Annotated in this window: 11 protein-coding genes; 9 read left to right on the forward strand and 2 right to left on the reverse strand. The window is 64.8% G+C overall.

Translation table 11 applies throughout. From position 1 onward, the window contains the following. Window positions 1-26: 26 nt before the first annotated feature. From D5S18_RS08180 to D5S18_RS08220, 9 genes are all read left to right on the forward strand, one after another. Window positions 27-983: a DNA-processing protein DprA gene (locus tag D5S18_RS08180; protein WP_120039223.1), complete on the forward strand. Its 957-nt coding sequence runs from the start codon at window positions 27-29 to the stop codon at window positions 981-983. A 66-nt stretch (window positions 984-1,049) separates the two neighbouring features. Next, window positions 1,050-1,355: a hypothetical protein gene (locus D5S18_RS08185; RefSeq protein ID WP_147403903.1), complete on the forward strand. Its 306-nt coding sequence runs from the start codon at window positions 1,050-1,052 to the stop codon at window positions 1,353-1,355. Further along, window positions 1,352-1,597, forward strand: coding sequence for a hypothetical protein (locus D5S18_RS08190; RefSeq protein WP_120039225.1), 246 nt, complete (start codon window positions 1,352-1,354; stop codon window positions 1,595-1,597). Before D5S18_RS08185 ends, D5S18_RS08190 begins: the two co-directional genes overlap by 4 nt. A 97-nt stretch (window positions 1,598-1,694) precedes the next feature. Continuing rightward, entirely contained in the window at window positions 1,695-2,918 is a 1,224-nt protein-coding gene (locus D5S18_RS08195) for a hypothetical protein (RefSeq protein WP_120039226.1), read from the forward strand. Between the two features lie 55 nt (window positions 2,919-2,973). After that, window positions 2,974-3,195, forward strand: coding sequence for a hypothetical protein (locus tag D5S18_RS08200; protein WP_120039227.1), 222 nt, complete (start codon window positions 2,974-2,976; stop codon window positions 3,193-3,195). Next, window positions 3,192-3,755 carry a hypothetical protein gene (locus D5S18_RS08205; RefSeq protein ID WP_120039228.1) on the forward strand — a complete coding sequence of 188 codons (564 nt, stop codon included), beginning with the start codon at window positions 3,192-3,194 and terminating at the stop codon, window positions 3,753-3,755. Before D5S18_RS08200 ends, D5S18_RS08205 begins: the two co-directional genes overlap by 4 nt. An 83-nt stretch (window positions 3,756-3,838) precedes the next feature. Continuing rightward, on the forward strand, window positions 3,839-5,503 hold the full coding sequence (locus D5S18_RS08210) for a ParB/RepB/Spo0J family partition protein (RefSeq protein WP_120039229.1): 1,665 nt from the start codon (window positions 3,839-3,841) through the stop codon (window positions 5,501-5,503). 192 nt (window positions 5,504-5,695) lie between these two features. Beyond that, a complete protein-coding gene (locus tag D5S18_RS08215) occupies window positions 5,696-6,550 on the forward strand; it encodes a bifunctional DNA primase/polymerase (protein WP_120039230.1) in 855 nt (284 codons plus the stop codon). A 345-nt stretch (window positions 6,551-6,895) separates the two neighbouring features. Beyond that, window positions 6,896-7,231, forward strand: coding sequence for a hypothetical protein (locus tag D5S18_RS08220; RefSeq protein WP_147403904.1), 336 nt, complete (start codon window positions 6,896-6,898; stop codon window positions 7,229-7,231). Between the two features lie 19 nt (window positions 7,232-7,250). Here the strand turns inward: D5S18_RS08220 and D5S18_RS08225 are convergent, their stop codons facing one another. Beyond that, window positions 7,251-7,706 carry a hypothetical protein gene (locus tag D5S18_RS08225; protein ID WP_147403905.1) on the reverse strand — a complete coding sequence of 152 codons (456 nt, stop codon included), beginning with the start codon at window positions 7,704-7,706 and terminating at the stop codon, window positions 7,251-7,253. Between the two features lie 398 nt (window positions 7,707-8,104). After that, window positions 8,105-8,338: hypothetical protein (locus tag D5S18_RS34810; protein ID WP_158607839.1), on the reverse strand; the 234-nt coding region annotated here is incomplete at its 5' end.

Below are 8,338 nucleotides of genomic sequence, written 5' to 3' on the forward strand. Positions count from 1 at the left end.
CTCCCGTGTGGCGTGGTGGTGCCGCGATGACGACTGATTCTCGGCGGCTCGCGTGGGCAGTGCTGTCCCGTGCCGCATGTGGTCCGTCTCGAGAGTTGCACGAGCTGGTCGCGAAGGTCGGGGTCGAGGCGGCCGCGGAATCCGTGCTGACAGGCGATACCCCGATCGCGCCGGATCCCCGCGTCATCCGATACACCGATGCCCGTCGTGATCTGGAGATCATCGCGCGGGCGGGCGGCAAGTTCGTCACACCCGACGACCCGGAATGGCCGTTCGAGCTGTTCTCGATATTCGATCGGCTCCCACGAGGCTTGAGAAGTCCTACCTGCGTGGCGCCTCTCGGATTGTGGGTTCGCGGGTCCTTGTCGCTACGGAGAGCTTCCGAGCGGGCAGTGGCCGTGATCGGTTCTCGCGCAGCGACCGAATACGGTCAGCGAGTCGCCGGGGACCTCGCGGGGGATCTGGCCGACGGCGGCTGGACCGTGGTGAGCGGCGGTGCTTTCGGGATCGATGCGGCCGCCAGCCGTGCCGCGCTGGCTGCCGGTGGCGCCACCATCGTGGTTTTGGCCGGAGGTGTCGATCGCGGTCATCCCAGCCAGTTGTCGAGACTGCATGACGATGTCGCCGATACCGGTCTGTTGATCAGCGAATTGCCGCCGGGCGCGACGGTGAATCGGCAACGGCTGCTGGCACGGAACCGGTTGACGGTCACGCTGTCGCGCACCGTGGTCGCGGTCGAGGCAGGGTTGCGCAGCGGGACGGGGAACACCGTCGGCTGGGCGAACCTGCTCGGGCTACCGGCGTGTGCTGTGCCCGGTCCGGTCACCTCGGCCGCGTCGGCGGGCTGCAACGAGATGATCCGGACCAGCCGAGCACATATGGCCACCTGCCTCGCCGATGTCCTGACTGCGGCCGGTCGGCAACGGGGCACCTGGATGTCCGGCGGACCTCACCCCCAGCTGGGCAACAGTGCACGAAACTGATCCCGTCCCAATTTGACTGTACTGCAACAGCTTTCCGTCGAGTTCGACATCCAGAAGGAGGGTCCGATGAACGCAGAACCAAACAGCGATGCGATACAACCGTGGGACCAGTTCCACCGGGCCGCGCACATCAGTTCGTGCGTGGCGGAAGTGTTCGCCAGAGCCGAGGGCTATGCGTGGGGCTGGCAGGACGCGGGCGGACCCGCCCAACTCGACGACTTCCAGGCCGCCGACTTCGCGCGCGCATATGCCCTCGGCATGGCCGAAGTCCTCACCGGCGGACGCACAACGCATCCCACTGTGTCCCAAGCGTGGAAGGCATGGCTGGCCGAGCAGGCCCCGGCCACCGACTTGACAGGGCACCTGACATGACCGACCGTGTCCCCACCTTCGAGCAGTGGCATCAGGCAATCACCACCTGTCCCGAGGCGGCCCGATTGTGCTGGGAAGCCATCGGATACGCGCGTGGGTTCAGCGACGCCGCCGGGCGTGGTTCCGGCGATGCGATCGTTTTCGGGCGAGCCTTCGCGGTGGTGGTCGCGGCTCGCTGTTCTCGCCCATCCATCGATGGTGCGTGGCTCAACTGGCTCGCAGGCCGCGACCTGACTGGATAGGCCGCTCCCAGTTTCCCGCGCGGACAGCCATCTGTGCCGCGCTCTTTTCTGCTGTCCGCCAACCGTTCCCAGCAACTCGAACTAAGGAGATTCCGCTATGAGTTCACCTGTGTGCGTGCGCCACGCCGATCTCGGCGATCTCGTGGCGCTGCTCAACGAGCAGCAGGCCGCCAAGGTCGATGTCGTCGCCCCGGCCTCGGCCATCCATTCCCGCGATGGGCATGTCGAACTGCTCGGCGTTCCTCCGGTCATCGATGAGCGTGGTGTCACTGCGGTCGATGGCCGCTACAGCCCGACCTGCGCCGCAGATGGCCAGATCGCGGCGAAACTCGACATCCCGGGCCGGTATCTTCGCCGCTTGCGCGACAGCGATCGGCTCGATCTCTACGACGCGAATGTCAACGGCTTGCTGCACGCGCCGCGCGAGGCACCTTCGGAGCCGGACACTCGGCAATTCCTGTTGCGACTGTTCACTCGGCCCGGACAGCCGGGTGTGCTGCGGGCGTTCCTCTCCGACCGTTACGGCATCATCGACAATCTCGACGTACTGACCGCGGTTCTCGATGGCATCCGCTCGGCCGATGCGGACGCGACGGTCCGAGCCTGTGATCTGAGCGAGTCGTCCATGCACTGCAAGGTCTACTCCCCACGCGTTCGTGCGCTGGCCCCGAACTTCCTGTCCGGCTACCGCAATCCCTTCGCCAACCCGGCACTGGAGGCCGAACGACGCAGGGCCGCCGCCCAATTGGACGCCTGGCGACCGATCGCACACCGAGAGGGCCGAGGCTACTCGCCCGGTTCGGAACCGGTGGTGTTCGCCGGATTCCGGTTCAGCAATTCCGAAACCGGCCACCACGCACTGTGTTTGACCCCCGAACTCGTCGTGCAAGTCTGTGGCAACGGGCTGACGCTGCCGATGTTCACCCACAGCCGCAAGCACATCGGCGAACGCATCGAAGCCGGCGCGATCGGCTGGTCACAGGACACCTACCGCAAGCGACTGGCCGTCATCACCGCCGAAACCCGCGACAGGGTCAGCGAATGGCTGTCCCCGGAATTCCTCGCCGAACGCGTCGACGAACTGGAACACCAGGCCGGCCAACCGGTCACACAACCCGAACAGACCCTCGCCGCGCTGGCCCCACGTCTCGGGTTCACCGATACCGAGCGGGCGGGGATACTCACGCACTTCATTGCCGGTGGCCAACTGACCGCCGCCGGAGTTGCCAACGCTGTCACCAGCTACAGCCAGACAGTTCCCGATCCGGACCGAGCCGCAGTACTCGACGACCTCGCACTGCGGGCGATGGCACTCGTATGAGTGTTCGGCCAAATCTGTTGCACCACAAGGTATCCAATCGAGAGAAGGAGTCCTCATGGTCGAGAAGTTCACCCGCGCGGACTATGACCATCGCCGGTATCTGGGTTCGGCCGGTCCGATCTCCGCGCTCGACGACGAGGTTGTTCAGCGATGGCGCACCGAGTACCCCGATTGGGGTGGCCGTTATTGGGCGTTCGTGCCGATAGATCCCGACAATGACGTCTTCCTGGCGCTGCGGCCGATCAATGTCACTGCCCGACCGAAGGATTCCGAGTGACCGGCCCGGCGCGGCAGCTCACCGCGCACGAATGGGAGCTGGTGTCGCGGGTCTTCGGATTCGGTTGTGTTCGCGATATGGTCGCCGCTGTGGTGAAGCCGCGCCGCAGTGCGGTCGGGCTTCCGTCCGCGACGGCGATCCTGGCGGCGTGCTCGCAGGTCATCGTCGCCGGTGCGGACGGTGAAATCCTGTCGGCTATACGTGAACTCGCCGCTCTGGCCGAACGCAACCACTACGCCAGGGAAGACGAGACACGTTCGGCAGCGGAGCTGGCCGTCACCCACCATCAGTTGCTGGCGTCCATCGACCGGTTCACCCGTGAGCGGGTTGCCGATCGTGCGCGCCGAGCAGCGGTCGTGCACACCGAGTCGCTGGCGGCGGTGATCGACCGGCTCGTACTGTTCGCTGTCACGCGCACGGTCATCGCCCCGTCCACGTTCGTCGCCGCCGAACTCGACACCGCGCTCACAGATCTGATGGCCGGCTACGACCAACTCGTGGACGAACTGCTGACGGGCCGACGCAGATTGCCCCGCTATCAAACCGTCCCCGCGTCCTGAATCCGTCACTCCCCCAAAGGGCGGGCACCGGCCAGTCGGAACCTGGCCGGTGCCCGCCCTCCTCACGATAGGACACCACTTCGATGACACCGACCACTGACACCACCAATCCGTCCACAGACGATCCGCGGGTGGCATCCGACACCGCAGCTCTGGCAGTCCGGATGAACCCGGCCGATCTCGTGATCGACGCCAACGTTCGCCAGAACTTCGACCTCGACGCCCATCCGGAGGTTCGCGATTCCATCCGCGAACTCGGCGTCAAGACGCCGATCACCGCGTTCCGAGAAGCCGACGGCCGGATTGTCGTCACCAACGGGCAGATACGTACTCTGATCGCACTCGAACTCGGACTCGACCTGGTTCCGGTGTGGATCGAACCGGCACCCGACGCTCCGACCAAACAACGCAGGATCGCGCGAATCACCGAGCAGATCAACGTGAACGACCGTTGCATCCCACTGACGATCGGCGATCGAGCAGCGGGCATCGCCGAAATGCTCGACCTCGGCATGTCGGTGACCCGCGTATCCAAAGCCGTACAGGAACGCGACCTCGACAAGATCCGCCTCTACGGCAAAGCCGGACAATCGGCCACAGCCTGCCGACTCCTCGACGGCGAACAACTAGACCTCGGTATGGCCGCGGTCATCGCCGAATACGACAACGCAGGCGACGCCGAAGCTATCGAGCGGCTACTCGCGACACCGAGGTCATCCTTCAAATATCAGGCCGCGCGTATCGCAAACGAACGATCCCACGCACGCGAACTGTTCGCCACCGCCCTCACCTACGCATCCCACGGTTTCGCGCTTCTCACCACCGAACCCTACGACTCCGATCCATGCGAGTTCATTCCCGCCGAAGGACTGCGCACCGCCGCTGGACATGAGATCGATTCCGAAGCACTACACCAGGATCCGACCCGATGGGCGGTCTACCTCGAACGCAACGATCTCCCCCACATGGTCGACCGGAAGACCGGTGAACACGTCGACCACAAAAAGATCGACTGGAGCACCCGCCATCATCCCGATGCCGCACCAGCCGAAGGATTGCACCACGCCGATTCGGTCGAACAAGGATACGAATGGACGCCATACTTCTATCTCCCCGTCCACGAGTTCGACGCCGGCGGGTATCAGATCCCCACCGAACCCACCGAAATCGACACGGAAACGGAGCCTTCCGAGACAACCGGGGCGACCCCTCCGGTTCCCGCAATCGATCCCGAGGAGGCGCGGCGAGCCGCCGAGCAGGCCAAGGCGACACGGGAACAGGCGGAACGCGAAGCAAAGCAGGTCGAACATCGCCGCCGGGGACTGAGGAAGCAGTCCGATGCCGCGACCGACGCACGGTGCGAATTCGTTCAAACCTATCTGACCCGCAACACCGCGCCACCCTCGGCCGCGAGGTTCATTCTCGAAGCGATATCGGCGAGCAAACCGATCCTGCTGGACGACTACCAAGGCATCAGGACCGCTTTGAAGCTGCTCGGCATCGAAGGATGGCGCAACGAACTCGAAGCGGCCGCCCTGAACTGCAAACCCGCTCGCTGCATGGTCATCCTGCTCGGCCTGGTCTTCGGCTACTACGAAAGCAGGATCGGCGCAGACTCCTGGGGACACCGCGATAGCGGCACCGCCCGATACCTCCACTACCTGGCCGAGCTCGGCCACCATCTGATGCCCGTCGAACAGGCCGCCGCAGGCGACCTCGATCCGACGACCGTCCCGATCGACAACTGATTCACCCCTTGGTGGCACCGGGCCTTTCTGGTCCGGTGCCGCTCCATCGGAAACAAACCTGAGCGGATTCCGCCAACTCAGGTACCAGCGGTCACCCCGCCCGATCGAAAGTCCCGGTTTCCGCACGGTCGCAGCGATCGGGCGATGAACTCGAGCGCCGTCCGGGCCACCGCCTGACTCCCGAGGAGCCTCATGAACTCCAATCCATTCCGTGACGCGGCACTCGCAGCCGCGCAGCGCGGCTGGTTCGTATTCCCACTCGAACCCGGTCGCAAAGTTCCCGCCACCTTGAGAATCCGAGGACACGATGGAACCGTGCGCACCTGGCCGCAGTACGCGACAACCGACATCGACCGGGTCCGGCGCTGGTGGTCGCGACACCACCGCTACAACATTGCTGTCGCAACCGGCCCCAGCAACCTCCACGTCATCGATATCGACTCCCACACAAACGATCTCGACGTTGATACGAACCTTTACCCACCCACGTTCACCATCACCACGCCACGAGGCCGCCACCTCTACTACGCGGCGCCGATCACTCCCCGGCTGCGAAATACTGTCGGCCTACTCGCCGACGATGTCGACACCCGAGGCGACGGCGGCTATGTCGTTACTGCGGGCTCGGCAACGCCACACGGCGAGTATCGAATCGTCCAGGACCTCCCCGTCGCCGATCTTCCCACCTGGCTCATCGATGCCTTCGCCCCTGCACCGCCGCCCCTCCCGACCACAACGCCGGCGCTCCCTGAGGCCTACATCGCCGCCATCGTCACCGACGAGGCGGCGCGAGTAGCAGCCGCCCAACATCATTCGCGAAACGGGACACTGTTTCGGGCTGCGTTCAACCTCGGCCGCCTGGTCGCAGCGGGAGCACTCCAAGAGAGCCGCGCGCGAACCGCGCTAGCAACCGCCGCCGCCCACCACATTGGCCGGCACGGATTCACCCGAACCGAACTCGACCGAACCCTCACCAACGGCTTGGCCTACGGCGCACGCCATCCCCGACCACTGAACCTCGCCCGTCCTCCGGACCAACAACCGTGAGCCCTACAGGCCCTGTTCACCTGAACTTCTGCACGACCTCGATCGGGCCAACCAGGTGGCCGTTGAGATCACAACTCGAGAATGGTCCTGCCCCCGATCCGCTGAACCGGACAGCGCGCGACGAACTCCGACTCGACGCGGATGAATCACATATCCGACTCCGCCGTGCGCGACACGGCCCCCAATCCGTGACAGTTCAGAGTGAACTCGTGACGGTTCTCCGTGGATGGGATGCTTTGTCTCGCTATTGGATTCGGTTCAGGGGATGGTGCCGTCATGGGAGTTCGTGCAGGCGTTCCGCTCATTGTCCAAGTTATGGGCAGACCGAGGAGTTCGGCAGCTCAGATGGTGACAGCCGCGATGGCAGTGCTCATGTTGATGGCGCTCGTGACGGCGGCGCTGCTATCGCTGAACTACTTGCACAGCGTCGTGCGGTGGTATGACGAACGCACTCCGGTCCGGACAGGACCGTCAGCCGGGATCGTCCAGGTCTACTGCCTGGACTACACCAGGTATGTCATCGACGAGTACCGCGCTGGCCTCGCCGTCGACCGCATCGACGCGACCCTGAAACAGGCGGCGCGGGCCGGTGAGCAACTACACGCGCAGGGCCTACGACTCGACGACCCGAAAGCCTGCGGTACCGCCGACACGATCCTCCGCGCCGCCGGACTCAAGTAGCAAGGAGCGGCGACCAGACTCAGCCTCGCGGTAGGATGGGCACGCCCGCAGACGCACGGTCGTGCCCATCGGTGCCGCCAATCTCGAACTCTCCGGACCCGAGCGGGACCGATATGGCGACGATCCGCTCATGCCAACCTGTCGGCCATCGAGTGGCAGTCGACCACCGCACCCCGTCGAGATCCGTGTCCTCCAGCTCCGCCTCACGCAGGTCCACACCCCGCACGTCGCTGAGGATCTGGTCCAGTTGTTGCAGCGCATCCCACAGCTCCATACTCCATACATCCAGCTCCACTGCGCGCCGCAGCATGTCTTCATGCCAGGCACCGTGCCGAACGTCGGCAGCGGCGAGGAAGCCGCCGATGCGGTCGCGGCCGTCGGCCTGGGTGAGTCCCGAATCTTCGAACACCATCTGAATATCTGAGGGCATCAGGTCGAAGAAGTCCGACGCGAACAACTCCTCGATCGCGAGCAATACACCAGCCGCCGTATCGGCGACCTGCGGAACTACGGTTGATCCGAACAGTTCACGCGGTGGAATCCAGGTCGCGAACGCGTGGAGTTGGTCCGTTTGGTCGCTTATGTGTTTGGCCCTCTCCCGAGCATCGCGGAGCTGGCGGCCGAAGATGTTCCGTAACCGCAGCCGCTGGCGCGGAGGGATTCGGGTGCGGAAATCCGCAGTCCGGATCGGGTACACCGGCGGCGTAGCGGTGTCATCGCGGCCTCCTAATCCCGCTGGTCTCTCAGGGAGCCGATAGCGCGTCAATGAGGCCCAATAACGTTGCAGGAACGTGTAGCCCGCGTGTCCGCGCGGCGTCCCGGCAGGGCGGTAGCTCTGCCGAGTGAGAGAGGCCCAATACCGGTTCACGCTGCTCACTCCGGCTTCTTCTGGTCTGCCAACTCCGCTAATTCTCCCACCGATCGGACAGCACCCATCTGACCGAGCAGCGCCGGGGCGGACGCACCGACCGCGACGGCCGCCAGCATGGTGGTGACCTGGCCGTGGAACAAACCACCCGCCGCAGCACCCAGGATCAGGCGAGTGGCAGCAGCGAGCGCGTCGGGCCTGGGATCGAAGAACCGATCCCAGTGCGGCACCAGCTTTTT

The organism is Nocardia panacis (genome assembly GCF_003598715.1).
GTDB lineage: Bacteria > Actinomycetota > Actinomycetes > Mycobacteriales > Mycobacteriaceae > Nocardia > Nocardia panacis.